The organism is Cyanobium sp. ATX 6E8 (assembly GCF_024346335.1).
Classification (GTDB): Bacteria; Cyanobacteriota; Cyanobacteriia; order PCC-6307; family Cyanobiaceae; genus Cyanobium_A.
On sequence record NZ_JAGQCT010000005.1, the window covers coordinates 72,370 to 97,343 of the forward strand.

The 24,974-nt window shown below is 67.4% G+C and carries 30 protein-coding genes and 1 tRNA gene; 20 read left to right on the forward strand and 11 right to left on the reverse strand.

Annotation, left to right across the window (positions count from 1 at the left end):
• Positions 1–96: 96 nt before the first annotated feature.
• Both KBY70_RS06210 and KBY70_RS06215 read right to left on the reverse strand, forming a co-directional pair.
• Positions 97–507 (reverse strand): type II toxin-antitoxin system VapC family toxin, encoded by a 411-nt coding sequence (locus KBY70_RS06210; RefSeq protein ID WP_254987826.1) that lies wholly within the window; start codon positions 505–507, stop codon positions 97–99.
• Positions 504–806 (reverse strand): hypothetical protein, encoded by a 303-nt coding sequence (locus KBY70_RS06215; protein WP_254987827.1) that lies wholly within the window; start codon positions 804–806, stop codon positions 504–506. Before KBY70_RS06215 ends, KBY70_RS06210 begins: the two co-directional genes overlap by 4 nt.
• A gap of 159 nt (positions 807–965) precedes the next feature.
• Between KBY70_RS06215 and KBY70_RS06220 the strand changes: the two genes are divergently transcribed.
• A complete protein-coding gene (locus KBY70_RS06220; RefSeq protein ID WP_254987828.1) occupies positions 966–1,235 on the forward strand; it encodes a type II toxin-antitoxin system VapB family antitoxin in 270 nt (89 codons plus the stop codon).
• A gap of 30 nt (positions 1,236–1,265) precedes the next feature.
• A complete protein-coding gene (locus KBY70_RS06225) occupies positions 1,266–1,655 on the forward strand; it encodes a type II toxin-antitoxin system VapC family toxin (protein ID WP_254987829.1) in 390 nt (129 codons plus the stop codon).
• A 21-nt stretch (positions 1,656–1,676) separates the two neighbouring features.
• Here the strand turns inward: KBY70_RS06225 and cysE are convergent, their stop codons facing one another.
• Positions 1,677–2,435 carry a serine O-acetyltransferase gene (cysE, locus tag KBY70_RS06230; protein WP_409996026.1) on the reverse strand — a complete coding sequence of 253 codons (759 nt, stop codon included), beginning with the start codon at positions 2,433–2,435 and terminating at the stop codon, positions 1,677–1,679.
• An 83-nt stretch (positions 2,436–2,518) separates the two neighbouring features.
• On the opposite strand from cysE, the gene KBY70_RS06235 reads away from it, so the two are divergent.
• Positions 2,519–2,590, forward strand: a tRNA-Gly gene (locus KBY70_RS06235).
• A 24-nt stretch (positions 2,591–2,614) separates the two neighbouring features.
• Here the strand turns inward: KBY70_RS06235 and KBY70_RS06240 are convergent.
• Positions 2,615–3,604 (reverse strand): GntR family transcriptional regulator, encoded by a 990-nt coding sequence (locus tag KBY70_RS06240; RefSeq protein ID WP_094559217.1) that lies wholly within the window; start codon positions 3,602–3,604, stop codon positions 2,615–2,617.
• A 217-nt stretch (positions 3,605–3,821) separates the two neighbouring features.
• Between KBY70_RS06240 and KBY70_RS06245 the strand changes: the two genes are divergently transcribed.
• A complete protein-coding gene (locus tag KBY70_RS06245) occupies positions 3,822–4,592 on the forward strand; it encodes a dienelactone hydrolase family protein (protein WP_254987831.1) in 771 nt (256 codons plus the stop codon).
• Positions 4,593–4,622: 30 nt separating this feature from the next.
• On the opposite strand, the gene infC is transcribed toward KBY70_RS06245, so the two are convergent.
• Both infC and miaA read right to left on the reverse strand, forming a co-directional pair.
• Positions 4,623–5,219 (reverse strand): translation initiation factor IF-3, encoded by a 597-nt coding sequence (gene infC / locus KBY70_RS06250; protein ID WP_094559024.1) that lies wholly within the window; start codon positions 5,217–5,219, stop codon positions 4,623–4,625.
• 35 nt (positions 5,220–5,254) lie between these two features.
• Positions 5,255–6,190 carry a tRNA (adenosine(37)-N6)-dimethylallyltransferase MiaA gene (gene miaA / locus KBY70_RS06255; protein ID WP_254987832.1) on the reverse strand — a complete coding sequence of 312 codons (936 nt, stop codon included), beginning with the start codon at positions 6,188–6,190 and terminating at the stop codon, positions 5,255–5,257.
• Positions 6,191–6,330: 140 nt separating this feature from the next.
• Here miaA and gyrB point away from each other — a divergent pair, with 140 nt between their 5' ends.
• The gene (gene gyrB / locus KBY70_RS06260; protein ID WP_254987833.1) at positions 6,331–8,301 is read left to right on the forward strand and encodes a DNA topoisomerase (ATP-hydrolyzing) subunit B; all 1,971 of its coding nucleotides are present in this window, start codon (positions 6,331–6,333) and stop codon (positions 8,299–8,301) included.
• 13 nt (positions 8,302–8,314) lie between these two features.
• Complete coding sequence (locus tag KBY70_RS06265; protein ID WP_094559027.1) at positions 8,315–8,623, forward strand: SH3 domain-containing protein; 309 nt, start codon at positions 8,315–8,317, stop codon at positions 8,621–8,623.
• On the opposite strand, the gene KBY70_RS06270 is transcribed toward KBY70_RS06265, so the two are convergent.
• On the reverse strand, positions 8,620–9,093 hold the full coding sequence (locus KBY70_RS06270; protein ID WP_254987834.1) for a glutathione peroxidase: 474 nt from the start codon (positions 9,091–9,093) through the stop codon (positions 8,620–8,622). The genes KBY70_RS06265 and KBY70_RS06270 overlap by 4 nt on opposite strands.
• A 70-nt stretch (positions 9,094–9,163) precedes the next feature.
• Between KBY70_RS06270 and mgtE the strand changes: the two genes are divergently transcribed.
• From mgtE to KBY70_RS06300, 6 genes are all read left to right on the forward strand, one after another.
• Positions 9,164–10,546 (forward strand): magnesium transporter, encoded by a 1,383-nt coding sequence (gene mgtE, locus KBY70_RS06275; protein WP_254987835.1) that lies wholly within the window; start codon positions 9,164–9,166, stop codon positions 10,544–10,546.
• 90 nt (positions 10,547–10,636) lie between these two features.
• Positions 10,637–11,644 carry an RpoD/SigA family RNA polymerase sigma factor gene (locus KBY70_RS06280; protein ID WP_315859698.1) on the forward strand — a complete coding sequence of 336 codons (1,008 nt, stop codon included), beginning with the start codon at positions 10,637–10,639 and terminating at the stop codon, positions 11,642–11,644.
• 86 nt (positions 11,645–11,730) lie between these two features.
• Complete coding sequence (locus KBY70_RS06285; RefSeq protein WP_254987836.1) at positions 11,731–12,096, forward strand: nucleotidyltransferase domain-containing protein; 366 nt, start codon at positions 11,731–11,733, stop codon at positions 12,094–12,096.
• Positions 12,089–12,472: a HEPN domain-containing protein gene (locus KBY70_RS06290; protein ID WP_158217013.1), complete on the forward strand. Its 384-nt coding sequence runs from the start codon at positions 12,089–12,091 to the stop codon at positions 12,470–12,472. The genes KBY70_RS06285 and KBY70_RS06290 overlap by 8 nt, the downstream gene beginning before the upstream one ends.
• A complete protein-coding gene (gene mutT / locus KBY70_RS06295) occupies positions 12,465–13,559 on the forward strand; it encodes an 8-oxo-dGTP diphosphatase MutT (protein WP_254987837.1) in 1,095 nt (364 codons plus the stop codon). The genes KBY70_RS06290 and mutT overlap by 8 nt, the downstream gene beginning before the upstream one ends.
• A 101-nt stretch (positions 13,560–13,660) precedes the next feature.
• A complete protein-coding gene (locus KBY70_RS06300; RefSeq protein ID WP_409996027.1) occupies positions 13,661–14,656 on the forward strand; it encodes a carbohydrate kinase family protein in 996 nt (331 codons plus the stop codon).
• Positions 14,657–14,668: 12 nt separating this feature from the next.
• On the opposite strand, the gene tsaE is transcribed toward KBY70_RS06300, so the two are convergent.
• Positions 14,669–15,157, reverse strand: coding sequence for a tRNA (adenosine(37)-N6)-threonylcarbamoyltransferase complex ATPase subunit type 1 TsaE (gene tsaE, locus KBY70_RS06305; RefSeq protein ID WP_261355997.1), 489 nt, complete (start codon positions 15,155–15,157; stop codon positions 14,669–14,671).
• 131 nt (positions 15,158–15,288) lie between these two features.
• Between tsaE and ahcY the strand changes: the two genes are divergently transcribed.
• On the forward strand, positions 15,289–16,716 hold the full coding sequence (gene ahcY / locus KBY70_RS06310; RefSeq protein ID WP_254987841.1) for an adenosylhomocysteinase: 1,428 nt from the start codon (positions 15,289–15,291) through the stop codon (positions 16,714–16,716).
• A 199-nt stretch (positions 16,717–16,915) separates the two neighbouring features.
• On the opposite strand, the gene KBY70_RS06315 is transcribed toward ahcY, so the two are convergent.
• On the reverse strand, positions 16,916–17,287 hold the full coding sequence (locus tag KBY70_RS06315; protein WP_254987843.1) for a single-stranded DNA-binding protein: 372 nt from the start codon (positions 17,285–17,287) through the stop codon (positions 16,916–16,918).
• 128 nt (positions 17,288–17,415) lie between these two features.
• Here KBY70_RS06315 and KBY70_RS06320 point away from each other — a divergent pair, with 128 nt between their 5' ends.
• The 7 genes from KBY70_RS06320 to KBY70_RS06350 all read left to right on the forward strand — a co-directional run bounded on the left by KBY70_RS06320 (position 17,416) and on the right by KBY70_RS06350 (position 23,999).
• On the forward strand, positions 17,416–18,462 hold the full coding sequence (locus KBY70_RS06320) for a rod shape-determining protein (protein WP_094559037.1): 1,047 nt from the start codon (positions 17,416–17,418) through the stop codon (positions 18,460–18,462).
• 5 nt (positions 18,463–18,467) lie between these two features.
• Positions 18,468–19,208: a rod shape-determining protein MreC gene (gene mreC, locus KBY70_RS06325; protein ID WP_254987844.1), complete on the forward strand. Its 741-nt coding sequence runs from the start codon at positions 18,468–18,470 to the stop codon at positions 19,206–19,208.
• Positions 19,205–19,717 (forward strand): rod shape-determining protein MreD, encoded by a 513-nt coding sequence (locus KBY70_RS06330; RefSeq protein WP_254987845.1) that lies wholly within the window; start codon positions 19,205–19,207, stop codon positions 19,715–19,717. The genes mreC and KBY70_RS06330 overlap by 4 nt, the downstream gene beginning before the upstream one ends.
• A gap of 4 nt (positions 19,718–19,721) precedes the next feature.
• Complete coding sequence (locus KBY70_RS06335; RefSeq protein WP_254987846.1) at positions 19,722–21,086, forward strand: ABC transporter substrate-binding protein; 1,365 nt, start codon at positions 19,722–19,724, stop codon at positions 21,084–21,086.
• 238 nt (positions 21,087–21,324) lie between these two features.
• Positions 21,325–22,092 (forward strand): response regulator transcription factor RpaB, encoded by a 768-nt coding sequence (rpaB, locus tag KBY70_RS06340; protein WP_254987882.1) that lies wholly within the window; start codon positions 21,325–21,327, stop codon positions 22,090–22,092.
• A gap of 90 nt (positions 22,093–22,182) precedes the next feature.
• Positions 22,183–23,691, forward strand: a complete 1,509-nt coding sequence (lysS, locus tag KBY70_RS06345; protein ID WP_254987847.1) for a lysine--tRNA ligase — start codon at positions 22,183–22,185, stop codon at positions 23,689–23,691.
• Positions 23,692–23,735: 44 nt separating this feature from the next.
• Complete coding sequence (locus KBY70_RS06350) at positions 23,736–23,999, forward strand: hypothetical protein (RefSeq protein WP_094559041.1); 264 nt, start codon at positions 23,736–23,738, stop codon at positions 23,997–23,999.
• A 230-nt stretch (positions 24,000–24,229) separates the two neighbouring features.
• Here KBY70_RS06350 and KBY70_RS06355 read toward each other — a convergent pair whose 3' ends face one another.
• Entirely contained in the window at positions 24,230–24,700 is a 471-nt protein-coding gene (locus KBY70_RS06355; protein WP_254987848.1) for a hercynine metabolism protein, read from the reverse strand.
• Positions 24,697–24,957: a hercynine metabolism small protein gene (locus tag KBY70_RS06360; protein WP_254987849.1), complete on the reverse strand. Its 261-nt coding sequence runs from the start codon at positions 24,955–24,957 to the stop codon at positions 24,697–24,699. Before KBY70_RS06360 ends, KBY70_RS06355 begins: the two co-directional genes overlap by 4 nt.
• Between the last annotated feature and the right edge of the window lie 17 nt (positions 24,958–24,974).

Here is a 24,974-nt window from a genome sequence, read left to right on the forward strand (position 1 = left end):
GGGTGCAGGCCATGGCGAACGTGATCGGCAGCAGCCACTCCGCAGCATTGCTCCACGTGATCGCTTCCGGCCCGCCATCCGGTTGATGCAGCGTTATCAGCTGATGAGCCGCAGCTGCAAAGCACTGACCCGCCGAAAGTCGGTATCCCCCGTGAGCATCACGGCTTCTGATCCAAGCTGCAAGCAAGAGGCCGCTTGCAAGGCATCAGGCGTGCGCAGGCCATGGTTGGCTCGCAAGCGCGTTGCCAGCTGAATGACTGCGGTGTTGAGCTCGACCCACACCAGGTCGGGCTGGGCAAAAAAGGCATCAAAGCGATCCAGGCTCACTTGATCCCCTCTGCGGTAGGGCACAACCCGGCACTCCAGCATGCTGAGTCGACTCAGCGCGATCGGAAGTGTTGGCTCGCGCTCTGCAAGCTGTTGCAGCTCCCGTTGAACGGCTCGTGCCCAGGTCGCTTCACCCTCCAGTAAGTAAATCAGCGCACTGGCATCAAGAAACGCAATCACCAGTCGCGCTCGGTAACCAGCTCACTATCGATGGCAGCTTTGCTGCGCGGACGTTCAGACGGTGGAACCTCCAGCAGCCAGTGCAGGGCAGCAGTGGCGGGCATGGGTGCACGTACTGCCTGCTGCTGCAAGTGCTGGTAGTGCTGCTCGGTGAGCACAACAGCAGCGGCCTTGTTGCGCTTGATGAGATGCACAGGGCCATGCTCCAGGGCCTCTTCGATGGCCGCGATACCTCTCCGTTTCAGCTCGGCTGAGGTGAGCCCATTGGCGATTGCTTCCCCGTTGCCCTGCTTTCCCACGGTTCGCCTCAGGGCTTCTCGGTACTAAAAAGAGTACTGCTTTGGCTGCGGCTTGTCGTCAATTCCGACAAGTTCTCCCGCAAGCTTGCCGCCAGCCGTAACAAGGTCAGCCGGGTCGACCTGGGTAGAATGAGCGGTACTTTCTACCATAGTAGGCCCATGGGCATGAACATCAAGGATCCCGAGGTGCACGCCATGGCCCGGGAGTTGGCGGCCCGGCGCTCCACTACCGTCACAGATGCTGTGCGCCAGGCGCTGCGGGCGGAGTTGGAGCGAGCCGGCCGGGGTCCGGAGGAGCAAGTCATCCGGTTGCGCAAGCAGCGGGTGCAGGAGCTTCTGGATCGGTTTGGAAGGCTCTCCTGGCCCGAAGGGGTCAGCAGTAAGGAGCTGCAGGATGCCCTCTACGACGAGCACGGTTTGCCTGTTTGAGCTCAGCGTTCCCGGTTCGCGATGGCTCTGATGGTTGTTGACACCTCGGCCCTGGTGGCCATTCTCAAGGTTGAGCCTGATGCGGCGGAGCTTCTCCTTTGCCTCAGCCAGGCGTCCAGCGCGGTGATCAGCACGGCCACCCTTCTCGAAGCCCAGATGGTGGTGTGCAGCCACCTGGGGGAAGCCGGCCTGCCGGAGCTTGAGTTGCTTCTGAGCCGCACCGATGTGCAGCCTGTGGCTTTTGAATGCTCACATCTCCATTGGGCCCTCCAGGGCTGGCGCCAATTCGGCAAGGGCCGCCATCGAGCCGGTCTCAACCTGGGCGATTGCTTCAGCTACGGGTTGGCCATGGCCCTGGATATGCCGCTGCTGTTCAAGGGCGACGACTTTGCGCGCACGGATGTGAGAGTTGCGCTCTGAGTTTGCCGGCGGCAGCAACGCTCAGCTGGTGATGCCGGGGTTGTCGCCCAGGAATTCCAGGATCTCGCGGTCTTTGAGGTTTTGGGCGGCGCCTGCGCAGGGTTCGAGCAGAGGGCGGCCGGCGGCCAGCTCCCGCAGGCAGCCCTGGGTGCGGGCCAGCTCCGTTTCCAGGGCGTCGATGCGCTCCATCAGGTTGCGGATCACGCGGGCTTCCGCATCGGGCAGGGCGGAGTGGGCCAGAGGGTCGATACGCACGCCGCTCTGGTGGATCACCCGGCCAGGGATGCCCACCACCGTGCTGTCGGCTGCCACATCGCGCAGCAGCACCGAGCCGGCGCCGATGCGGGTGTTGGCGCCCACGGTGATCGCCCCGAGCACCTTGGCGCCAGCGCCCACCACCACGTTCTCCCGCAGGGTGGGGTGGCGTTTGCCGTGGGCCTTGCCGGTGCCCCCCAGGGTGACGCCCTGATACAGCAGGCAGCGGTCGCCGATCACGGCCGTTTCGCCGATCACCACGCCCATGCCGTGGTCGATGAACACACCATGGCCGATGCGCGCCCCCGGGTGGATCTCGACGCCGGTGAGTAATCGTCCCAGCTGGCTCAGCACCCTCGCCATGAGCGGCAGCAAAGGCAGCCGCTGGCTCCACAGCCAATGGCTGAAACGGTGCAGCGTCAGGGCATGCAGGCCCGGATAGCAGAGCAGGATCTCCAGCGTGCCGCGGGCCGCCGGATCGCGCTGTTTGATGATCGCCAGGTCGGCCTGCAGTGCCTTGAGCATGGAGCCATCCTGCCGGAGCTTGTGGGGTTTGACCGAGGGGCCCCCCGTCATGCATGATCCTCAAGTCGACGCGCTCGACGCCCGCGGATGTAGCTCAGTGGTAGAGCATCTCCTTGCCAAGGAGAGGGTCGAGAGTTCGAATCTCTTCATCCGCTTGAAATGGCCCTTCAGCCTCTAAATCAGGCAGGTAGGAGCCCAATTTCTTTGCGCAGGCCGTCGATTGTGGCGGCCCCCAAGTAGCTCTGGGCGCAGTGCACCACCGGCATCCGCATCAGCTGGGAGCGGTTCTGGCGCAGGCTCTGCTCCACCAGCGGCAGGCTGGGGCGGTCGCAGAGCACGTGGCTGGCGGCCCGCAGGAGGGCCAGCAGGCGGCTGCCGGTGTCGGGGTTGGCGGTCATCACCAGCAGCTCGTTGCCGCGCATGCTGTGCAGGATCACCTCAGCGGCGCGCAGGATGCCCGGGCTGATGCTCACCAGGCCCACGCAGCTGCCCTGACGCAGCTCCTTGAGCAGGTCGAGTTCGTGGCGGAAATCGTTGAGGTCCACCGCCACCGCGCGCACGCCGTGGAGCTTGGCGATCTCCTCCACCGGCTGCAGGAAGTAGCGGCTGGTCACCACCGTGCCGTTGTTGGATTCGGTGAGCACCGCCGCCAGCTCCTCCATCGGCACCACCTCCACCGGCACCTGCAGATTGGGGGTGAGCTCCTCGGCGATCAGGTGGGAGGCGCCGAGGTCTTCCCGGGGGGTGCTGACCAGCACCCGGGCGCCGCAGCGCAGCCGCCAGTCGATCTCGCGGGTGAGCAGATCACGGCTCTGCTGCAGGGTGCAGCCGGCATTCAGCAGCCCATCCACGCTCTCGCGCACCTGGCGGTCAATGTCGGGCAGCGAGCGGCCGCGGGGCCCCGGCGGCGGCTTGATCTCCTTGGGCTTCTGCTGGTCGCGCACGTAGATGCCCGAGCCGGCCATCGCCTCCACGACGCCGTCGGTTTCCAGCTGCCGGTACACCTTGCTGATCGTGTTGCGGTGCAGGCCGGTTTGCATCGCCAGCTGCCGGGTGCTGGGCAATCGGTGCCCCGGCGGGTAGTGACGGGCCGCAATGGCAAAGCAGATCTGGTTGTAGAGCTGCGTGGAGGCCGGAATGTCGCTTTCCTGCTGAATGTGGAATCGCACGCCGGGGTTTGGGCCAATTGGGCTGGTGGCCACCATAAGGAGCATCCGCCGTGGGGACAATCCCCCTGTTGGCATACGCGCGTGTGCCGGTTGGATCCATGTGGCGGTTGCGTTGACATGGGCTGACGTGCTGTGTGGGATCGGCGCTCCGGAAATCAGTACAAGCTGTACAACTCTCTGAACGCGCCGGCAGCAGCCCGTACCCCGCCCCCAGCCCATGTCGAAGTTCCCAGCCCCGTCCACAGCAGATCTCCCCGCGCCGGCAGGCCCCGTGCAGGCTGGCTGGCAACAGTTCTCGCCCCAGCTGCGCGGCTGGTGGGCCCGGCCGCCGGTGGATCGGGCGCCACGGGCGGCGGTGCTGGTGTTGCCGGAGGTGTTTGGGGTGAATGGCTGGGTGCGCAGCGTGGCTGAGCGGCTGGCAGGCCACGGCTACGCGGCATTGGCGCTGCCGATCTTTTCGCGCACCGCCCCCGATCTGGATGTGGGCTACGACGCCGCAGGCCTGGAGGAGGGCCGCCGCCACCGCGACCAGCTCACCGCTGCCCAGTTTCTCGACGACGCCCGCACCGCCATCGCCTGGCTCCAGGTGCAGCCGGGTCTGGAGCAGCGCCCGGTGGGCTGCGTTGGCTTCTGCTTTGGCGGGCACCTCGCCCTATTGGCGGCCACCCTGCCCGAGGTGGCGGCCACCTGCGATTTCTACGGTGCCCGGGTGTCCACCGATCGCCCCGGCGGCGGGCCGCCCACCCTTGCGGTGGTGCCGCAGATCAGCGGCAAACTCCTGTGCTTCTGCGGCGATCACGACCCGCTGATGCCGCCCGAGGAGCTGGCCGCCATCGAGGTCGCCCTCGCTGCCAGCGGCCAACCGCCCCTGATCGTTGCCGCGGGGGCTGGCCATGGCTTCATGTGCGAAGCCCGCGCCGACTTCCACTCCGCGGCGGCGGCCGAGGGGTGGAGCCAGATGCTGGCGCTGTTGGACGAGCGGCTCTAGCGCGCCGGTTCAGCAGCAGCTATTCAGCAGCTATTCCGCAGCGGCGCTCGCTGGGGCCTTGCCATTGCCCTTGGGGGCGGCGGCCTTGCGGGGGCTGAGGAACATGATCATGTTGCGCCCCTCCCGTTTGGGGGGCTGCTGGATCTCGGCATTGTCTTCCAGGTCTTTGGCCATGCGCATCAGCAGCACCTCGGCCAGGGCGGTGTGCTGGATCTCGCGGCCGCGGAAGATCACGGTGCACTTCACCTTGTCGCCGTCTTTGAGGAAGCGCTGTGCCTGGCCGATCCGCACCTGGTAGTCGTGCGAATCGATCTTGTAGCGCATCTTCACCTCTTTGACTTCGGTTTGGTGCGACTTTTTCTTGGCCTCCTTGGCCTTCTTCTCCTGCTCAAACTTGTATTTGCCGTAGTCCATGATCCGGCACACCGGCGGATCGGCCTTCTCGCTCACCAGCACCAAGTCGAGCTCGCGGTCTTTCGCCACCTCCAGCGCCGCTTCTCGGGTGATCACCCCCAGTTGACTGCCGTCGGCATCCACCACCCGCAAATTGGGGTAGCTGATGCGGTCGTTGATGTTGGGCAGCTCCCGCACGGGAGCACGGCGGTCAAAACGGGGACGGGGAGGCATTCAGGGGTGTGAAGGATCGCGAAATCGCTAACGGTTCACCCTAGACCGCGCGCGACCACTTGTAAGGCCTGGCTCAATTGTTCTTCAGGGCTGCGGCCCTCCAGCCAGATGGGCGCGTGCCGCCGCCGGAACCAGGTGCGCTGCCGCTTGGAAAACTGGCGGGTGCGCTGCTCGGTGAGCGCGATGGCGTCGGCTTCGTTGAGCTCACCCGCCAGCTGCTGCCGCGCTTCGGCGTAGCCGATCGTGTCGAGCAGGGGCAGCTCCGCCCCGTAGCGCCTGATCAGGGCTTCGGTTTCGGCCACCAGCCCTGCCGCAAACAGGGCCCGGGTGCGGGCGGCGATGCGGGCCTTGAGATCCCCTGGATTGAGGCCCAGCTCCAGCACCCGCCAGGGCGGCGGCGTCGTCCCCTGCTGGCTGGAGAGGGGCCGCCCGGTGGCATACAGCACCTCCAGGGCCCGCTGGGTGCGCACGGCATCGGCGGCGGCGATGCGGCCGGCGGCGGTGGGGTCGCCCTGGCGCAGGAGCTGGTGGCAAAGGGGCTGGCCGAGGGCCGCCAGTTGGGCCCGCAGCTGGGGCTGGGGCGGCACCGCCGGCGGCTCCATGCCTTGGGTGATCGCCTGCAGGTAGAGGCCGCTGCCGCCCGCCAACAGCGCCACAGGTGGCCCGCTGACGCGTGGGCGGCCCAGCTCGGCATTGAGTTGGGCTTCGGCGATGGCGCGGAATTCCTGCAAGTTGATCGGTTGATCCGGATCGCGCAGATCCAGCAGCTCATGGCGGGCCTGGGCCTGCTGGGCGGCCGTGGGCTTGGCGGTGCCCACATCCATGTGGCGGTAGAGCTGGCGCGAATCCACGTTCAACACCGCCAGATCCAGGGCGCGGGCCAGGCCGATCGCCAGGTCGGTTTTGCCGCTGGCGGTGGGGCCCAGCAACACGATCACCAGTGGCTGGCTGGGCGGCTGAGTGGGGCTCATGGGTCCACCTTGCCAGGGGGTGCCCCGCCGGGTTGGCGGTGGTAAATTGCCTTATGTGACGGGCTTTTGGGTCTGATTCACGCCTTACTTGCCCAGGGATCTCGCTGTCCTGTGCCGAATCCCTGGGGAAACCTTCCTGCATGAGCGCTGAAAGCCAAGCTTCCACCAAAATTCAGGCCGCCTACGGCGCCGAGCAGATCCAGGTTCTGGAAGGCCTGGAGCCAGTGCGCAAGCGCCCGGGCATGTACATCGGCTCCACCGGGCCGCGGGGCCTGCACCACCTGGTGTACGAGGTGGTCGACAACGCGGTGGATGAGGCCCTGGCCGGCCACTGCGACCAGATCCTGGTGGTGCTCAACGACGACGGCTCCTGCGCCGTTACCGACAACGGCCGCGGCATCCCCACCGACATCCACCCCCGCACCGGCAAGAGCGCCCTGGAAACGGTGCTCACCGTGCTGCACGCCGGCGGCAAGTTCGGCTCCGGTGGCTACAAGGTGTCCGGCGGCCTGCACGGCGTCGGCGTGTCAGTGGTCAACGCCCTCTCCGAGTGGGTGGAAGTCACCGTCTACCGCCAAAATCAGGTGCACACCCAGCGCTTCGAGCGTGGGGCGCCGATCGGCATCCTGCAATCCGCTCCCGGCGAGCAGGGTCGCACCGGCACCTCGGTGTGCTTCAAGCCGGATATCGAGATCTTCTCGACTGGCATCGAGTTCGACTACCACACCCTCTCCTCGCGCTTGCGCGAGCTGGCCTACCTCAACGGCGGCGTGCGGATCGTCTTCCGCGACGACCGCGCTGCGGCCCGCAATGCCGCCGGTGAGTGCCACGAAGAGATCTATTTCTACGAAGGCGGGATCCGCGAATACGTTGCCTACATGAATGCGGAGAAGGATCCGCTGCATCCGGAAATCATCTACGTCAACCGCGAAAAGGACGGTGTGCAGGTGGAGGCGGCACTGCAGTGGTGCGTGGATGCCTACTCCGACAGCATCCTGGGCTTTGCCAACAACATCCGCACCGTCGATGGCGGCACCCACATCGAGGGTCTGAAAACGGTGCTCACCCGCACCCTCAACACCTTCGCCAAAAAGCGCGGCAAGCGCAAAGACGCCGACACCAACCTCGCCGGTGAAAACATCCGCGAGGGCCTCACCGCCGTGCTGTCGGTGAAGGTGCCGGATCCGGAATTCGAGGGGCAAACCAAAACCAAGCTCGGCAACACTGAGGTGCGCGGCATCGTGGACACCTTGGTGGGCGAAGCCCTCAGCGAATACCTGGAATTCAACCCCTCGGTGATCGATCTGATCCTCGAGAAGGCGATCCAGGCCTTCAATGCCGCCGAAGCCGCCCGCCGGGCCCGTGAGCTGGTGCGCCGCAAGAGCGTGCTGGAGAGCTCCACCCTGCCCGGCAAGCTGGCCGACTGCAGCTCCCGCGACCCCTCCGAATCGGAGATCTACATCGTGGAGGGCGATTCCGCTGGTGGCTCCGCCAAGCAGGGCCGCGACCGCCGCTTCCAGGCAATCCTGCCGTTGCGCGGCAAAATTCTCAACATCGAGAAAACCGACGACGCCAAGATCTACAAAAACACCGAGATCCAGGCCCTGATCACGGGGCTTGGTTTAGGGATCAAGGGTGAAGACTTCGACGAGAAGAGCCTGCGCTACCACCGGATCGTGATCATGACCGACGCCGACGTCGACGGCGCCCACATCCGCACCCTGATCCTTACCTTCTTCTTCCGCTACCAGAGGGCCCTGGTGGAAGGTGGCTACATCTACATCGCCTGCCCGCCGCTCTACAAGGTGGAGCGCGGCAAAAATCACACCTATTGCTACAACGAAGACGACCTCAAGAAGACCATCGAGGGCTTCGGCGAGAAGGCCAACTACACGATCCAGCGGTTCAAGGGTTTGGGCGAAATGATGCCTCAGCAGCTCTGGGAAACCACCATGGATCCCACCACCCGCATGATGAAGCGTGTGGAGATCGAAGATGCCCTCGAAGCCGACCGCATCTTCACGATCCTGATGGGCGACAAAGTGGCCCCGCGCCGGGAATTCATCGAAACCCACAGCGCCAGCCTCGATTTGGCCCAGCTGGACATTTGATGCTGCTTTCCGCATGAGGCAGTCACCTGCAGCCTGGCGCTGGGCGGCCCTGCTCGGTTTTGCCTTGATCACTCCGGTGGCGCTGCCGGCAGGCGGGGCTGATCGCCGCTCGCCCGAGGTGCGGCGGCGCACCATGGGCGATCCCCTGCTGTCCACGGGGGCGATGGCACTGCGCGTCGCCCCTGAGCAGCAGGCGCCGGCTCTTCAGGGTCTGTCAGCCGATCAGCCGCTGCGGGTTGTGCGCAGCTGGCGGGGTGGATCTGGCCAGCGTTGGTTGCAGGTGCAGGCCGGCGATCGCCGTGGCTGGCTGGCGGCCGGCTAGCCCGCAGCCAAAGCCGCTTCGATGGCGCTCTTCAGCTCAGCCGAATCGGGCTCCACGTTGCTCTTGAAGCGGGCCAGCACCGTGCCGTCTTTGCCGATCAGGAACTTCTCGAAGTTCCAGGCCACGGGGCCGGCCGGCTCAGCCTGGCTGAGGGTTGTGTAGGGCTCCTCGGCCATGGTCACCTTGTCGAGCAGGGTGAAGCTGGCGCCGTAGGTGGTGGAGCAAAACTGCTGGATCTCCGGCAGGCTGCCGGGCTCCTGGGCGCCGAAGTCGTTGCAGGGGAAGCCGAGCACCGCCAGGCCTTGGGGGCCGTAGGTGTCCTGGAGCGCCTGCAGGCCGGCGTACTGGCGGGTGAAGCCGCAGCGGCTGGCCACGTTTACAACCAGCAGCACGTTGCCGGCCCAATCGCCCAGGCTGCGTGCGCCGCCTTGGGCATCGCGCACGGTCACGGTGCTGACAGAGATCGCCATGGGTGCGGGAATCAACAAGTGACCGGACCCTAGCGGCCCATAAACTCGAGATTGAGGCGTCGCGGGGGCCATGAGCGAAGCCAACGGCGTCCAGGTGGCCGAGGTGGTGGCACAGCAGCTGGAAACCCTGCTGGAGGCCGGCAACTACGACGGCGCCAAGCTGCTGCTTGGGCCCGTGCAAGAGGTGGATGCGGCCGAAGCGATCGGCAGTTTGCCGCGCACCCTGCAGGCCCTGGCCTTCCGCTTGCTGCCCAAGGACGAAGCCATCGCGGTGTACGAGTACCTCGATGCCGCGGTGCAACAAACCCTGCTGGAGCGGCTGCGCTCCGGCGAGGTGCTGGAGCTGGTGGAGGAGATGTCGCCTGACGACCGGGTGCGGCTGTTTGACGAGCTGCCCGCCAAGGTGGTGCGGCGCCTGCTGGCCGAACTCAGCCCGGCGGAGCGGCGGGTGACAGCCCAACTTCTTGGCTATGAGGCGGAGACGGCGGGTCGGTTGATGACCACCGAATTCGTCGACCTCAAGGAGTTTCACAGCGCCGCCCAGGCGCTGGAGATCGTGCGCCGCCGCGCCCGCGACACCGAAACCGTCTACTCGCTGTATGTGACCGACGGCTCGCGCCACCTCAGCGGCATCCTGTCGCTGCGGGATCTGGTGGTGGCCGATCCGGAGGCGCGCATCGGTGATGTGATGACCCGCGAGGTGGTGAGCGTGGGCACCGACACCGACCAGGAGGAGGTGGCGCGGGCGATTCAGCGCTACGACTTTCTGGCGATTCCGGTGGTGGACAGGGAGCAGCGGCTGGTGGGGATCGTCACGGTGGACGACGTGATCGACGTGATCGAGCAGGAGGCCACCCGCGACCTCTACGCCGCCGGTGCGGTGCAGGCCGGCGATGAAGACGACTACTTCCAGAGCAGCCTGTTCACAGTCGCCCGCCGCCGCGTGGTGTGGCTGCTGGTGCTGCTGGTGGCCAACAGCGGCACCGCGGCCGTGATCGCCTCAAAGGATGCGGTGCTCCAGCAGGTGGTGGTGCTGGCGGCGTTCATTCCGCTGCTGATCGGCACCGGCGGCAACGTGGGCGCCCAGAGCTCCACGGTGGTGATCCGCGGCCTCAGCACCCAGCGGCTGCAGGCGATCGGGGCGGGCCGAGCGGTGGCGCGGGAAGCCCTGGCCGGGCTGCTGCTCGGGCTGCTGCTGGCGGCGGCGGTGGTGCCCTGGGCCTGGCTGGTGGGCGGCAACGTCACCGTGGCGATCTCGGCTGGCTTCAGCTTGGTGGTGATCAGCACCCTGGCAGCCACGGCCGGTTCGGTGTTGCCACTGCTGTTCGCCCGGCTGGGACTGGATCCGGCGCTGATGTCGGCGCCTTTCATCACCACCGTGGTGGACGTGGCCGGGGTGTTCATCTACCTGCAGACCGCCTCCTGGCTGCTGCAGCGGGCCCCAACTGGCTGAGTTTTTGGGATTTGTGAGAGGAGTTCACACTTCTTCAGGTTAGGCTTTACACATCTTCAAAGCTTTGCCGTCGTGGTTGTCGCTACTGCCATCGCCACCGCCGCCATCCCCGCCTCGCCGGCTCGCTCGTTGCCCCAGGCCGATGGCGATCTGGTGCGCAGCTACCTGCGGGACATTGGCCGGGTGCCGCTGCTGAGTCACGAGCAGGAGATCACGCTGGGGCGCCAGGTGCAGGAGCTGGTGGCGCTGGAGGAGCTGGAGCTGGAGTTGGAGAGCCGGTTGGGCAACAAGCCGAGCCAGGCGGAACTGGCCCAGGCGGCGGGCCTCAGTGCACCGCTGCTGAAAAAGCGGTTGCAGGCGGGCCGGCGGGCCAAGGAGCGGATGGTGGCGGCCAACCTGCGGCTGGTGGTGAGCGTGGCCAAGAAGTACACGCGGCGGAACATGGAGCTGCTGGACCTGATCCAGGAGGGCACGATCGGCCTGGTGCGGGGTGTGGAGAAGTTCGATCCCACCCGGGGCTACAAGTTTTCGACCTATGCGTATTGGTGGATCCGCCAGGGGATCACGCGGGCGATCGCCGAGAAGAGCCGCACGATCCGGCTGCCGATCCACATCACCGAAACCCTCAACAAGCTGAAGAAGGGTCAGCGTGAACTGAGCCAGCTGCTGGGCCGCACCCCCACGGTGACGGAACTGGCGGAAGCGGTGGAGCTCCCCGAAGAGGAGGTGAAGGACCTGCTGTGCCGGGCCCGCCAACCGGTGAGCCTGGAGACGAAGGTGGGCGACGGCGACGACACCGAACTGCTGGACCTGCTGGCGGGTGACGCGGAACTGCCGGAGGACCGGGTGGATGGGGAGTGCCTGAAGGGCGACCTGCGGGCGTTGTTGGAGCAGCTGCCGGAGCTGCAGGGTCGGGTGCTGAAGATGCGCTACGGCATCCCCTGCGCCGACAACCCCGAGGGGGGCGAGCCGATGAGCCTCACCGGCATCGGCCGCATCCTGGGCATCAGCCGCGACCGGGTGCGCAACCTCGAGCGCGACGGCCTGGCCGGCCTGCGCCGCATCAGCGATGCCGTGGAGGCTTACGTCGCCGGTTGATCTAGGCGCGGCGGTTGATTAGTCAGGCTTCACCAGGCTTGTGCATTCACGGCCATCCGGGCGATGCTGAGGGCAGAGGTGCCCCGATGACTCCAGCCACCACGGCCGCGACCGCTCGCGATCCCTCCGCCATCGGTGAGGAGCAGCTGCGCGACATGGCCGCTGAGATTCGTGCCGAAATTCCTGGAGCGGAGGTGCGTCTGTTTGGCTCCCGGGCCCGTGGCGAGGCCAGGCCCGACTCCGATATTGATCTGTTGATCACTGTGCCGGATGCCTGGCTGGCTGAACACGATCGCTGGGCCGTGCTGAATCGCCTGCGTTGGCGACTCAGCAGTGCTGATTGGCCAGTGGATCTGTTGCTGTTTTCCCAGAGTCAGGCGAGGCAACGCCTCCCTCTCACCAGCAGCGTGGTGCGCCAAGCCTATGAAGAGGGCTTGTGCCTGGATGGCTGAGGCCGATGCGCGATCGATGCTCACGCTTGCGCGGCGCGACCTGAAGGCCGCTCAGGCGCTGCAGGATGCCTCCATCAGCGAGGCCAGCTGGGGATTTCAAGTTCAACAAGTGGTGGAAAAGGCGCTCAAGGCCTGGCTCTATCAGCTGGGTGATGCCCCTCCGTTCACTCACGATTTGGTGGTTCTGTTCAAACGGCTGCTGCGAGCTGACGCGGAGGTGGAGACCCATCGGGATCTCGCTCAGTTCACGGATTTCGCGGTGCAGTTTCGCTATGACGCGGACCTCGAGCCCATGGATCTCGATCGCTCCCACTGGCTTCAGCGGGCTGAGGCCTTGGTGGAGCACGTTGAAGGGCTTGTCGGTCGCAGTGCCTGAGGTTGCCGCACTGCGCAAACGGTTGCTGAGCTGGTGGGAGGCGCACGGCCGCCACACCATCCCCTGGAAGCTGCGCGCCGATGGCCATCCGCCGGTGCCGGGCGAGGCGCTGGATCCCTACGGCGTGTGGGTGGCGGAGGTGATGCTGCAGCAAACCCAGCTGCAGGTGGCGCTGCCCTACTGGCGGCGCTGGATGGAGCGCTTCCCCAGCCTGGAGGCCCTGGCGGCCGCTGAGGAGCACGACGTGCTGCTGCTCTGGCAGAGCCTGGGCTACTACGTGCGGGCCCGGCGGCTGCAGCAGGGGGCGCGCTTGTTGCAGGGCCACCCCTGGCCCCGCACGCTCGAGGGCTGGCTGGCCCTGCCGGGCATCGGCCGCAGCACCGCCGGCAGCATCCTCTCTTCGGCGTTTGATCTGCCCTTTGCGATCCTCGACGGCAACGTCAAGCGGGTGCTGGCGCGCTTGATCGCGAGCCCCCGGCCACCGGCGCGGGAGCTCAACGGGCTGTGGCAACTGAGTGAGCTGCTGCTCGACCCGCAGCGGCCCCGAGCGTTCAACCAGGCTCTGATGGACCTGGGCGCCACCGTTTGCACGCCCCGCAACCCCAGCTGCGGCGTGTGTTCATGGCAGGCGCATTGCGCTGCCTACGCTGCCGGCGACTCTGCCGCCTACCCGGTGAAAGAAGCGCCCCGCGAGCTGCCGTTTCAGGTGATCGGCGTGGGGGTGGTGCGCAATGCGGCTGGTGAGGTGCTGATCGACCAGCGGCTCAACGAGGGCCTGCTGGGCGGGCTGTGGGAGTTTCCGGGCGGCAAGCAGGAGCCCGGCGAGGCGATCGCGGCCACCATCGCCCGCGAGCTGCGCGAGGAGTTGGCGATCGAGGTGGCAGTGGGCGAGGAGCTGATCACGGTCGAGCACGCCTACAGCCACAAGAAGCTGCGCTTCGTGGTGCACCTGTGCACCTGGCTGAGCGGCGAGCCCCAGCCGCTGGCGTCCCAGCAGGTGCGCTGGGTGCGGCCCGAGCAGCTGGGCGACTTTCCCTTTCCCGCCGCCAACGCCCGCATCATTGCGGCGCTACTGGAGCGCCTCTAATCGGGAGCGCATCCAAAAAAGAACCACACTTGTGGTCTCTTTTTTAAGCCTGTTTGTCCCGCTTGTTGTCACCCTCGTTGTCTCGATCGGAGTCCCGGCCCATGCCTTTGCCCCAGTCCCCCGCCGCGCCGCTGGTGCTCTGTCTGGGTGAGGCCCTGGTGGACCGGCTGGCGCCCCCCGATGGCGACCGCCTCGGCGGCGCCCCCGCCAATGTGGCCTGCGCCCTGGCCCGACTCGGCACCCCCAGCGCCTTTCTGGGGCGGCTGGGGCGCGATGCCATCGGCGAGGCGTTTCGCGAGCTGTTTGCCGCGCGCGGCGTGAACACCTCGGCCCTGCAATGGGATGCCCAGCGCCCCAGCCGCGTCGTGCTGGTGCGACGCGATGCCAGTGGTGATCGGCAGTTTGGCGGTTTTGCCGGCGCTGTGGGTGGGGCTGGCGAAGGCGGTGGCGAAGGCGCGGCGGGCTTTGCGGATCAGGCGCTCGATGTCAGCGAGTTGTCTGCCGCACTCGGGCCCCTGCTGGCGACGGCGCGCTGGTTGCTGGTGGGCACGATCCCCCTCGCCTCACCCGCCGCGGCGTCAGCCCTTCAGCTCGCCTGCCGTCAGGCCGCGGCGGCCGGCGTGGCCCTCGCCCTCGATGTGAATTGGCGCCCCACCTTCTGGGATCCGGCCGCCGATCCCGCCAGCGGCCCCACCCCCGCCCAGATCTCCGCGATCGTCCCCCTGCTGCAGCAGGCCGCCCTGATCAAGTGCGCGGCCGAGGAAGCCCGTTGGCTGTTTGGCAGCGACGACCCGGCCGTGGTGTGCGCCGCCCTGCCGCAGCACCCGGATGTGGTGGTCACCGACGGTGGGGCGCCGCTGCGGTGGTGCTTTGCGGGCCGCAGCGGCGAGTTGCCCGCCTTTCGGGTGCCGGTGGTCGACACCACTGGTGCTGGTGATGCCTTCACGGCGGGCCTGTTGCACGGGCTGTTGCACAACCAGCCGGAGCCGTTGCTGCGCTTTGCCAGTGCTTGCGGCGCCCTGGTTTGCCAGGGGGCGGGTGCCATCGATCCCCAGCCCAGCGCCGACGCGGTGTGCGCTTTTCTGGCGGCAAACTAAGCCAAGACTTAGCTAAGCAGGCGCGAAGACAGGCTCCCCGCCCGGAGCGACCAGGCCAAGCTGGCGCCCGGCATCGGGGTTGTGGGGGTCGGCCAGGTGCAGCTGGATCCGCCAGCAGTCCGACGGCAGCACGCTGAGCCGCTCGGGCCATTCCACCGCCAGCAGGGCGCCCAGAGCCCGGGCTTCCTCCTCTTCCTGGGCAAACAGTTCATCGGCCGCGGCGGGCAGCTCCAGCCGGTAGAGGTCGAGGTGCACCAGGCCACCACCAACACCATCACCTCTTCGGGGCAGTGGATAGTGCTGGGCCAGGGCGAAGGTGGGGCTGGTGATCGGTTCGGTGATGCCCAGGCCGGCGGCGAGCCCCTGCACCAGGCAGGTTTTGCCGGCGCCCAGATCGCCTTGCAGCAGCAGGGTGCTGCCGGGGCTGAGGCGGGCCGCTAGCTGCCGGCCGAAGGCGTGGGTGGCGGTGGCATCAGCGAGGTGGTGGGTCACGGGGGGCAGCTCACGCGGGCTCAAGACCTGCTTGTAGATTGCCTTTAGAGCGAGCCCGAAGCCTCGGCGTCTCCGCAGAACTTTCCAAACCACGCCCTCCCAGCCGGGAGCGAGCTGTACCCCAAGCGAGAACACAACCCATGGTGGCTACCCCCGCCGCTCCTGCACTGCAGAGCACCAACACCTATGTGATTGCCGATCTCGGCCTGGCCGAGTTCGGCCGCAAGGAGATCGCGATCGCCGAAACCGAGATGCCCGGCCTGATGGCCCTGCGGGCCAAGTACGGCGCGGAGCAACCCCTCAAGGGCGCTCGCATCGCGGGCTCACTGCACATGACGATTCAGACCGCCGTTCTGATCGAAACCCTGGTGGCCCTCGGCGCCGAGGTGCGCTGGGCCAGCTGCAACATCTTCTCCACCCAGGACCACGCCGCCGCCGCGATTGCCGCCGCCAACGTTCCCGTGTTCGCCTACAAGGGCGAAACCCTGGATGAGTACTGGGCCTTCACCCACCGCATCCTCGAGTGGGGCGATGGCGGCACGCCCAACATGATCCTCGACGATGGCGGCGATGCCACCGGCCTGGTGGTGCTGGGCACCAAGGCCGAACGGGATCTCTCCGTTCTCGACCATCCCTCCAACGAAGAGGAAACGGCCCTCTTCAACAGCATCCGCCAGAAGCTGGCGGCCCAGCCTGGCTTCTACTCCCGCATCTACGCCAACATCCAGGGCGTCACCGAGGAGACCACCACCGGCGTGGCTCGCCTCTACCAGATGCAGAAGGCTGGCGAGCTGCCCTTCCCCGCGATCAACGTCAACGACTCGGTCACCAAGAGCAAGTTCGACAACCTCTACGGCTGCCGCGAATCGCTGGTGGACAGCATCAAGCGTGCCACCGACGTGATGGTGGCCGGCAAGGTGGCCCTGGTGCTCGGCTATGGCGATGTGGGCAAGGGTTCGGCCCAGTCGCTGCGCGGCCTCGGCGCCACCGTGATGATCGCCGAGATCGACCCGATCTGCGCCCTGCAGGCCGCCATGGAGGGCTACCGCGTGGTGCGTCTCGACGACGTGGTGGGCGATGTGGACATCTTCGTGACCGCCACCGGCAACTTCAAGGTGATCCGCCACGAGCACCTGATCCAGATGAAGGATCAGGCAATCGTGTGCAACATCGGCCACTTCGACAACGAGATCGATGTCGCCTCGCTCAAGCAGTACACCTGGGACAACATCAAACCCCAGGTGGATCACATCGTGCTGCCCTCCGGCAACAAGATCATCCTGCTGGCCGAGGGCCGCTTGGTGAACCTGGGCTGCGCCACCGGTCACCCCAGCTTCGTGATGAGCAATTCCTTCACCAACCAGGTGCTGGCCCAGATCGAGCTGTTCACCAAAGGCGCGCAGTACGAAAAGCAGGTGTATGTGCTGCCCAAGCACCTCGATGAAATGGTGGCGCGCCTCCACCTCGACAAGATCGGCGCCAAGCTCACCGAGCTCAGCGCTGAGCAGGCCGATTACATCAACGTGCCGGTGGAGGGCCCTTACAAGCTCGAGCACTACCGGTACTGAGGCAGTCCCCCTGAGCTGGTGTGATACGCCCGCCCGCACATGCGTGCGAACGGCGGGCTTTGATCACACCAGCTCAGGCGGATCAGGGGCCATGACTGAAGGGCACCCTGCACCTGAAGACTGATTCGTAGCCCTCGCTGGAGTTCCGGCCGGGGCTTTTGGTTGGCTTGGGGGCCTCAGGTGCCCCCGAGGCGCCTGATCAGAAGGGCACTTCCTCTTCGCTGGGGGCGCCGCCACCCATGACGGCTTCGGCGTCGCGCTTGGAGCCGAGGAGCTCGAGCCGGTCGACCCGGATCACGGGTTTGGTGCGCTCCTCGCCGCTGGCCCGGTCGGTCCAGCGGTCGAGCTTGAAGCTGCCGATGATGCCCACCAGGGCTCCCTTGCGGACGTAGTCAGCCGCCACCTGGGCTTGTTTGCCCCAGATTTCCAGGTTGAACCAGTCGGGTTCGTCGTCGCGACTGCGGCGATTGACGGCGAGGGTGAGGTTGGCCACCACACTCCCCGATTCGAAATAACGGACTTCTGGGTCGCGGCCGGCCCGGCCGACGAGGGTGATGGAATTCACGCCCATGGTGATGTCTCCTGTTGCTGATGGATCAATGATGCGGCACCCGGTTGGGCTGCCACCTTTCATCAGTTCCACCGTTCAAGCCGTCTGTAACACCCTCGTATGATTCGGCTCTTGCAGGCCGGGCGTCCGTGTTTTTTCGTCGTTTCCAGTTTTCGCGGGATATCGGGATCGATCTGGGCACCGCCAACACGCTGATTTTCGTGTCGGGCAAGGGCATCGTGCTGCAGGAGCCCTCCGTGGTGGCGATGGATCTCGAGAGGGGTGTGCCCCTTGCCGTGGGCGATGAGGCCAAGATGATGCTGGGCCGCACCCCCGGCAACATCCGCGCCGTGCGGCCGCTGCGCGATGGGGTGATCGCCGATTTCGACGCGGCAGAGCAGATGATCAAGACCTTCATCCAGAAGGCCAATGAGGGCCGCGGCATCGTCGCCCCGCGGCTGGTGATCGGCATTCCCAGCGGCGTCACTGGCGTCGAGCGCCGCGCCGTGCGCGAGGCCGGTCTGGCCGGGGCCCGCGAAGTGCACCTGATTGATGAGCCCGTGGCGGCGGCCATCGGCGCTGGCCTGCCCGTCACCGAGCCGGTGGGCACCATGATCGTCGACATCGGCGGCGGCACCACGGAAGTGGCGGTGTTGAGCCTGGGGGGCACCGTGATCAGTGAGTCGGTGCGGGTGGCTGGCGATGAGCTCAGCGACGCCATCGGCGTGTATCTGAAGAAGGTGCACAACCTGGTGGTGGGCGAGCGCACCGCTGAGGACATCAAGATCCGCATCGGCTCCGCCTTCCCCGACGACACCCACGACAACACCTCGATGGACGTGCGCGGTCTGCACCTGCTTTCCGGCCTGCCCCGCACCATCAACGTGCGCGCCGGCGACATCCGCGAGGCCATGGCCGAACCCCTCAACGTGATCGTCGAGGCGGTGAAGCGCACCCTCGAGCGCACCCCGCCTGAGCTGGCGGCCGACATCGTTGACCGCGGCATCATGCTGGCCGGCGGCGGTGCCCAGGTGCGCGGCATCACCGACCTGATCAGCCACGAAACCGGCATCCTCACTCACGTGGCCGAGGATCCCCTGCTCTGTGTGGTGAACGGTTGCGGCATGGTGCTGGAGGACTACAAGCGTCTGCAGCGCGTGCTCGACACCCCTGACTTCGCACGTCAGATCGCCTGAGCCCGATGCAGGCCGGCCGCAGGCTTCGCCTCCCCGCCCTGCGGGTGATCCTTCAGGCCTGGCCCTGGGCCCTGCTGCTGCTGGCCCTGGTGGCGGTGCGGCTCAGCAAGGGGGCGGGTGTCAGCGATGTCTACGCCCTGCTCAGCCGGCCCTTCTGGCCCGGCAGCGCCCAGGGTGAGTGGATCCGCAGCGCCCAGAGCCTCAGCGACCAAACCCGGCTGCGCCAGCTGGACGCTGACAACCGCCGGCTGCGGGCGCTGCTGGAGTTGCAGGGGCGGGGCGGCCGGGAGGTGTCGGCACCGGTGATCTCGCGGCAGGCCGGGGGCTGGTGGCAGCAACTGGTGATCGGCCGCGGCGAGCTGCAAGGCCTCCGGCCCGGCCTGCCGGTGACGGCGCCCGGGGGGCTGATCGGCCGGATCGCCAGCGTCACCCCCACCACTGCCACCGTTGCCCTGCTCACCGATCCCGGCAGTCGCGTGGGCGTGTGGGTGGGCCGCACCCAGCGCCATGGCCTCCTCACGGGGATCGGCACCAGCCGGCCCGTGCTGCGCTTTCTGGAGAAAGATCCTGGCGTGCGAGCCGGCGATGTGGTGGCAACGTCGCCGGCCAGCACCCTGGTGCCTCCCCACCTCACCGTGGGGGTGATCCAGTCGGTTGACGACCGCGCCGTGCCAGCCACTGAGGCCGTGGTGCAGCTCAGCGCTCCGGTGGATGCGGTCGATTGGGTGCAGGTGCGGCTGCCGTGAGTCGTCTGGCCCGTCACGGCTGGTGTGTGGCCACGGCCCTGCTGGTGCCGTGGCTGGTGCTGGCCGCCCCGGCGCCGTTGACGCTGGTGGGGGTGCCGCCGGCCTGGCCGGTGCTGTGGCTGCTGCCCTGGGCGCTGGTGGATGGTCCGCTCTCCGGGGCTCTGGCCGGTGTAGGGCTCGGTTTGGTGCTGGACGGGCTCCAGCTCGGCCCGATCACCCAGATTCCAGCTCTTGGGTTGCTCGGCTGGTGGTGGGGCCGGCTGGGTCGCAAGGTCCCGCCGATCGAGCGCAGTTTCAATCTTGGGCTGCTGGCCCTGTTGGGCACGGCCCTGCTGGGGGGCAGCCTGATCCTTCAACGCCTGCTGCTGGGGTCGTGGTTGCCGGCGACGTGGCCGCCGGCCCTGCACACCTGGCTGGCCCAGACCCTGCTCACGGCCCTGCTGGCCCCGTTGCTGTGCTCCCTGCAGCTGCTGTTGTGGCGCCAGCAGGCCCAGGGCGGGCGAAGCTGAGCCGATGGCACGCGAGCAGGGCCGGCGTCGCTTTCTCGAACTCCTCGGCGGGGGTTCGGCCGCGGCCTTGCTGGCGGCCGGGCTGGGCAGTTGCGGCCGATCCGGTGGGGGAGAGGGCTGGCGCGGCGGAGCTTCCGGCGCGCGGGTGCTGAATTTTTGGACCCTTGATCTGGCTCCCAAATTCAACGGCTATCTGCAGGGGCTGATCGCCAGCTGGGAACGCCAGAACCCCGGCCTCCGGGTGCGCTGGACCGACGTGCCCTGGAGCTCGGTGGAGCGCAAGTTGCTGGCGGCGGTGTTCGCTCGCACCGCCCCCGATCTGGTCAACCTCAACCCCCCTTTTGCCGCCAACCTGGCCAGCAAGGGCGGGCTGCGGGATCTCACCACGGTGCTGCCCGCCGGGGCGGCTGACGCCTACCTGCCGGCGATCTGGGACGCGGGGCGTCAAGAGTCGGGGCAGCAGGGTTCGGCGCAGCAGTTCGCTATTCCCTGGTATCTGACGGCCCGGATCACCATGGCCAACCGCCGGCTGCTGGAGCGGGCTGGCTACGGGGCGCCGCCGCGCTCCTGGGAGGAGGTGCCCGCCTTTGCCGAAGCGGTGCGCCGCCGCACCGGCCGCTACGGCCTGTTTGTCACCGTGGTGCCCGACGACTCGGCCGAGCTGCTGGAAACCCTCGTGCAGATGGGGGTGCAGCTGCTCGATCCCGACCACCGCGCCGCGTTCAACAGCCCGGCCGGCCGCCGCGCCTTCGCCTTCTGGAGCGACCTCTACCGCCGCGGGCTGCTGCCGCGGGAGGTGGTGAGCCAGGGCTACCGGCGGGCGATCGAGCTCTACCAGTCGGGCGACCTGGCCCAGGTGGCCACCGGCCCCGATTTCCTGCGCAACCTGCAGACCAATGCCCCCGGCATTGCCGCCGTGACGGCACCCTTTGCGCCCCTCACCGGCGCCGGTGGCGAGGCCAATGTGGCCGTGATGAACCTGGTGGTGCCGAAGCAGAGCCGCCTGGTGGCCGAGGCGGCCCAGTTCGCGCTGTTTCTCACCAACGGCCCCAACCAGTTGGCCTTCGCTGAGCAGGCGCGGGTGCTGCCCTCCAACCGCGAGGCCCTGCAGCAGTTGGAGGTGTCCCTGGGGGTGCCCGGTGGCGCGCAGACGCAGCAAGAGGCGCTGGTGCAGCGGGCCCGGCTGCTTTCCGCCCAGACCCTGCGGCGGGCGCGGGTGCTGGTGCCGGCCAGCCCGGGGGTGAAGCGGCTCCAGGCGATCGTGTACACCCAGCTGCAGCGCGCCATGCTCGGCCAGGTGGGCAGCGATGCTGCTTTGGCCGCGGCAGCCGACGAATGGAACCGCTACGCCAGCGCCCGCTGGGGCTGATATCAGCACTGCCGCAATCTGTCTGTTTCTGCAGAAATCCTTAAAAGTGGTCAGATCGGCTCCGGCATCGGCGATCTGGGGGATGACCGCAGGGCGCTTAGAGAGGTATAGTTGCGATTCTTCATCTGGCTTCCCGCACATGCCCTCGGAGGACAGGCCCAGTTCGGGGGATCGGGCGTTTCGTCCAGCGGCTGCTGAGCCCTTTGCCGCTGAGCCCTTCGCCGGCGCCTCCTCCGACATGTTTGGGACTGGCCCGGTAGAGCCGAAGGCCACCGTGATGGTGGTGGACGATGAGGCGGCGGTGCGCCGGGTGCTGGTGATGCGCCTGCAGCTGGCCGGCTACCGGGTGATCTGTGCCGAGGACGGCGAAGAGGCCCTCAGCCTGTTCCACCAGGAGCAGCCCGATCTCGTCGTGCTCGACGTGATGCTGCCCAAGCTCGATGGCTTTGCGGTGTGCCGGCGCTTGCGGGCCGAATCCTGCGTGCCGATTATTTTCCTCTCGGCCCTCGATGCCATTGCGGAGCGGGTGTCGGGTCTGGATCTCGGTGCCGACGACTACCTGCCCAAGCCTTTCAGCCCCAAGGAGCTCGAGGCCCGCATCGCCACGATCCTGCGCCGGGTGGGCCGGGGTTCGGCCTCCACGGAGCCGCGCGAGGTGCAGAGCGGCAGCGGCGTGTTGCGGGTGGGCGATCTGGTGGTCGACACCAACCGCCGTCAGGTGACCAGCGATGGTGAGCGCATCGGCCTCACCTACACCGAATTCAGCCTGCTGGAGCTGCTGTTCCGCGAGCCGGGCCGGGTGGTGCCGCGGGCTGAGATCCTCGAGCAGCTCTGGGGCTACCCGCCCCGCCGCGCAGCCGACCTGCGGGTGGTGGACGTGTATGTCGCCCGCCTGCGCGGCAAGCTCGAGCCCGATCCGCGCAACCCGGAGCTGATCCTCACCGTGCGCGGCACCGGTTACGCCTCCCAGCGCATGGCCGAGTCGGGCCTGGCGGCTAATGCCTGACGCACAACAGCCTGCCTGAGGCACAACAGCCCGCCTGATCCCGCCGTCGGGCGTTCCTGCAGGATGGGCCGGTTGAGCCCCCTGTCTGCCTTGTCGGAGCTGCGCGAGACCCGTCTGGAGAAAGCCGCAGCCCTGGCGGCCTTGGGCCAGGGACCCTATGCCCTGCGTTTCGAACCCACGCACCGCACCGCCGCGTTGCAGCAGGCCCACGCCGACCTGGCCAACGGCGAGGAGCGCGATGTGTCGGTGGCCGTGGCCGGCCGGGTGATGACCCGTCGGGTGATGGGCAAGCTCGCCTTCTTCACCCTGGCCGATGAGACCGGCCCGATCCAGCTGTTTATTGAGAAGGCCACCCTGGCGGCCTCCATGCCGGAGGATCCCGAAGCCTTCTCCCACCTCACCGCGCTGGTGGATGCGGGCGACCTGATCGGTGTGCAGGGCAGCCTGCGCCGCACCGATCGTGGTGAGCTGTCGGTGAAGGTGAAGGGCTGGACCATGCTCACCAAATCGCTGCAGCCCCTACCCGACAAGTGGCACGGCCTGGCGGATGTGGAGAAGCGCTACCGCCAGCGCTACCTGGATCTGATCGTGTCCCCCGACACCCGCGAAACCTTCCGGCGCCGAGCCCTGGCGGTGAGCGCCATGCGCCGCTGGCTCGATGAGCGCGACTTCCTGGAGATCGAAACGCCGGTGCTGCAGAGCGTGCCGGGCGGTGCCGATGCCCGGCCATTTGAAACCCACCACAACGCCCTCGATCTGCCCCTCACCCTGCGCATCGCCACCGAGCTGCACCTCAAGCGGCTGGTGGTGGGCGGCTTCGAGCGGGTGTACGAGCTGGGCCGGATCTTTCGCAACGAGGGGATCAGCACCCGCCACAACCCCGAGTTCACCTCGGTGGAGATCTACCAGGCCTACGCCGACTACACCGACATGATGGCGCTCACGGAGCAGCTGATTGCCCACGTGTGCCAGCAGGTGTGTGGCACCACCCAGATCAGCTACCAGGGCGCCGAGATTGATCTCACCGCCCCCTGGCGTCGGGCCACGATGCACGAGCTGGTGCAGCACGCCACGGGCCTGGATTTCACCAGCTTTGGCAGCCGCGAGGAGGCTGCTGCGGCGATGGCGGCCCAGGGGCTCGAGGTGCCGGCCCTGGCGGATTCGGTGGGCCGGCTGCTGGTGGAGGCCTTTGAGCAGCGGGTGGAGGCCGACTTGATCCAGCCCACCTTCGTGCTCGATTACCCCGTGGAAAATTCGCCCCTGGCCCGGGCCCACCGCAGCAAGCCGGGGATGGTGGAGCGCTTCGAGCTGTTCATCGTCGGCCGGGAAACCGCCAATGCCTTCAGCGAGCTGATCGACCCAGTGGATCAGCGTCAGCGCCTGGAGGCCCAGCAGGCCCGCAAGGCCGCTGGCGACGACGAAGCCCAGCAGGTGGATGAAGACTTCCTCCAGGCCCTGGAGGTGGGCATGCCCCCCACGGGCGGCCTGGGCATCGGCATCGACCGGCTGGTGATGCTGCTCACCGACAGCCCCTCGATCCGCGATGTGATCGCCTTCCCGCTGTTGCGTCCCGAGGCGCGGCCGAGCGCAATGGGATAATGACTTCAGTAGGCAATATCCCCCATTAGGGGGCCAGCGATTCCATGAGTGGCGAGCGCGTCGGTTTTCGCTTCAAACACGCGGATGCTGTGGTGAAGCGCAACCCCCAGGGCCGCTCGCGCCGGGGCTGGGTGATGGAGCCGGTGGAGCAGACCACCAGCCGCGGCACCAAGATGCCCGCCTACCGGATCCGCTGGCGCGACAGTGAACGTCCCGAGATCGTGCTGCAGCACATGCTGATCGCCGATCCCGACCCCACGCCGCCGCCCGATGGCGTCAGCCTGGTGCCTCCGGCTCCCAAGGCCTGAACGAAAGCCGATAGATCGCCAGCCCCAGGCGCTCCTTGAGGGCCACGGCGCTGAGATAGAGCGCTTCGGCGTCGGGCAACAGACTCTTGAGCGTGTTGCCGGCCCTGGTGAGATCTGCTGGGATTTTGAGCTCTCTTGGATTCTGTACAGCCTGTACAGAGTTCAGGAGAGCGCGATCGGGGGTGGCCTCGACGGTGTCCTCGATCGCGGAGTTCTTGGTCGCGGTGTTCTCAGGCCTGACGCCGTCGCAACTGCTCTAAGGCCTGCTCGGCTTCAAAGGCGGCCCAGTCCTGCTCGAGGCTGGAGGCCCGTGGCGGGCGCGGCCGGCTCTCCAGTTCGCCCAGGTCGCGCTCCACCGCTGCGAAGCTCACCCCCAGCTCGCTCAGGTGTTGCCAGCGCTGGCGGCCCTGCTCCATCAGGCCTTGCTGGTGGGCCTCGGCGCGCTCGGCTAGGGCGGTGGCATCGGCGGCCCGGGCCTTGACCACCCGCTCCTGCCAACGCCGGATCTCGTTGGCCAGTTGCAGCAGGGCTTGGCGCTCCTGCTCCGCCTGCCGTTGCAACTGACGTCGCTGCCCCACCAGCTTGGCCTGGCGATCGCGCGCCTCCTGCTCTTCCAGCAGGGCTTCCTGGGCCGGGTTGGCCCGCAAAAAGCTCTCCAGCTGCTGCTCCAGCCGCGCCTCCAGTTCGTCGAGCCAGCTCACGGGGTGGCCTGGGGATCTGGTTCGGCGGCCGGGCTGCCGGCGGGGCTGGTGATCAACGGCGCTTCGATCTCCTGCTGCAGCGGCGTGATCGCCGCCTCGCGCGAGCGCAGCAGCAGTTGGGTGAGCCGGGCGATCGCCCCCTCGCCCAGGTCGTGGTTGCTGATGCGGTCGAAGGCGTCCCGATACAGCTCCTCGAGCTCGGCGATCAGACCTTCGCGCACCTGGCGCATGGTGGCCCGTTGCTCTTCACGACCCATGGCGCTCTTGCCTCTGG